Here is a 2,618-nt window from a genome sequence, read left to right as displayed (position 1 = left end):
TGACGGCGGCCGTGGCAAAGTCCAGGTGTGTGGCCAGTCGAGTCCAGGCTGATGGCCACCGGAATTCCCGGTGGATGGCCGTCTGACCAGTGGTGTTCCTGATCACTTCCTTAACTGGAGGAGACCCCTCCGCCCGTTTGCTGGTGTTTGCGCGCATCAGCTACCGGCCGGAGAGGTCCTGTGACGAAGTCTGACACGGAGATTATGGAAATCCTTGAGGCGTACGACCTGACCGGGACGGTCTGGTCGGCGGCGAGCCTGGCGGGACACGACCCGAAGACGGTCAAGCGGTATGTCGAGGCCCGCAACGGCGGGCGCAATCCCTATGAGCGAGAGCCGCGGCCGAAGATGATCGACGCGTTCCTGGAGAAGGTCGAGGAGTGGGTCGAGCAGTCGAAGGCGACGATCCGCGCCGATGTGGTCCACGAGAAGCTGGTGAAGATGGGCTACCGGGGCAGCGCGCGCTCGACGAGACGGGCGGTGAACGCGGCGAAGGCGGCGTGGAAGGCGGGCAAGCGCCGGACGTACCGGCCGTGGATTCCCGAGCCGGGCCGGTGGCTGCAGTTTGACTGGGGCGAGGGCCCGCGCATCGGCGGACGTCGGACGTGGCTGTTCTGCGCGTGGCTGTCCTGGTCGCGGTTTAGGGTCGTGATTCCGGTCTGGGACTGCACGTTGGGCACTTTGGTGGCCTGCCTGGACACCACGTTGCGGCGGATCGGCGGGGCGCCGACGTATGTGCTGACCGACAATGCGAAGACGGTCACCGTCGAGCACATCGCCGGGATCCCGGTGCGGCATCCGCAGATGGTTGCCGCGGGCCGGCATTACGGCTGCCAGGTGGTCAGCTGCGTGCCCTACGACCCCGAATCGAAGGGCGGCGCGGAGGCCACGGTCCGCATCGCGAAGGCCGACCTCGTGCCCACGGATGCGAACCTGCTGGCCGCCTACGACACCTTCACCGACCTCGCGGATGCCTGCCTGACCTGGTGCGACGCGGTGAACTCCCGCCGCCACCGGGCGACGGGACAGATACCTGCCGACCGCCTCGATATCGAACGCACCACGCTGCATGTCCTGCCCGTCGAACCCCTGGCGCTCGCGCTGGGCGAGGAACGGCTGGTCGGTTCGGATCGCACGATCAGCTTCAACTCGGTGCGCTACTCGACTCCGCCGGGCTATACCGGCGTGAGGGTGTGGTGCCGGGTGGTCGGCGAGGAACTGTCCATCACTGCGCGCACCAACTCCGGTGATCTGTCGGAGATTTGGCGCCATCAGCTTTCCACTCCGGGTGTTCCGCAGATCATCGACGAGCACTATCCCGACCATCCCGACGGCCGCAGCATTCACCAGCCGAGGCTGCAGCCCCGCTCGGAAGCTGAGATCGCGTTCGTGGGTATCGGCCCCGGCGCGGGCCGCTGGCTCAAGGAAGCCGGACCCGCAGGCGCCACCCGCATCCGCGCCAAGATGGCCCGCGCGGTCGAGCTGGCCACCGTCCTGGGCAACGACCGTGTCGACCAGGCCCTCGGACTTGCGGCCACGGCCGGGCGCTTCGCCGACGGCGACCTGCTGTCGATCCTGGGGCACATCGCGGACAGCAAGCCCGTCGGCGAGGTCGTCCGCGCGGACGAAGCCCACTCCGTCCAGAACGGAACCAGCGGCTGGCAGGCCCTGGGCCGCTGATCCAATTAGCCGCCCGCCAGCACCTTTTGACTGCACGTCACCCAAGAGAACGGCACCTCCATGAGCTTTCCCAACCCGCCCGCGATCCCCGAGGAGCTCGACAAGCTCATGCGCCGCATGCGTCTGCCCTATATGCGCAAAGCGGCCCCCGATGTCCTGGCCACCGCCCGCGCCCAACGCTGGGACCCCGCCGAGGTCCTGCGGCTGCTGATAGCCGAGGAAGTCACCGGCCGCGACGCGGCCACCCGTCGGCTTCGCCGGCACTCGGCGAACTTCCCCACCGGCAAGACCCTCGGCTCCTGGCGGGCCGAGGACTCCACCATCCCCGAACCCACCCAGAACTCCCTGACCACCCTCGAATGGATCGGCCGGGCCGAGAACCTGGTGATCGCCGGACCCTCGGGGACGGGAAAGAGCCACTTCACCGAGGGACTCGCCCAGGCCGCGATCGAGAAGGATCTGCGGGTGTCCTGGTTCACCCTGGAGACGCTGAGCTCCGCGATCGGCAAGTCGAAGGTCGACGGGTCCACCGCACGGACCGTCGCCCGGATCTGCCGGGCCGATTTGATCGTCATTGATGACATTGGCCTGCTGCCCGTCGGCGAGGACGCCGCCGAGGCGTTCTACCGGATCATCGATGCCGCCTACGAGCGCCGGTCCATCGCGGTCACCAGCAACATCCACCCCTCGGGCTTCGACACGATCATGCCCAAGACCCTCGCGGGCGCCAGCACCGACCGCCTCATGCACCACGCTCACCTCGTGACCACCACCGGCGACTCGCACCGCCTCGCCGAGGCCCTCGCCGGGAAGGGAGTGGTCCCCTTGAACTGACCCGCACCCCCAGGAACACCACTGGCCACACACCTGGGTTTCTGATGGCCACCAGCCTGGTCATCCAACGGCCACCCACCTGGGCATCTCAGTGGCCGTTGACA

The 2,618-nt window shown here is 67.9% G+C and carries 2 protein-coding genes; both read left to right on the top strand.

The window, feature by feature from the left end; all coding sequences use genetic code 11:
- The first annotated feature begins 204 nt into the window (after positions 1 to 204).
- Positions 205 to 1,680 (top strand): IS21 family transposase, encoded by a 1,476-nt coding sequence (gene istA / locus ACFYR3_RS45650; RefSeq protein ID WP_389288336.1) that lies wholly within the window; start codon positions 205 to 207, stop codon positions 1,678 to 1,680.
- Between the two features lie 60 nt (positions 1,681 to 1,740).
- Positions 1,741 to 2,514 carry an IS21-like element helper ATPase IstB gene (gene istB, locus ACFYR3_RS45645; RefSeq protein ID WP_389288334.1) on the top strand — a complete coding sequence of 258 codons (774 nt, stop codon included), beginning with the start codon at positions 1,741 to 1,743 and terminating at the stop codon, positions 2,512 to 2,514.
- Positions 2,515 to 2,618 lie beyond the last annotated feature (104 nt).

This window comes from Streptomyces sp. NPDC005784 (assembly GCF_042871525.1).
In the GTDB taxonomy this organism is placed as follows: domain Bacteria; phylum Actinomycetota; class Actinomycetes; order Streptomycetales; family Streptomycetaceae; genus Streptomyces.
This window is presented reverse-complemented; position numbering and strand designations above follow the sequence as displayed.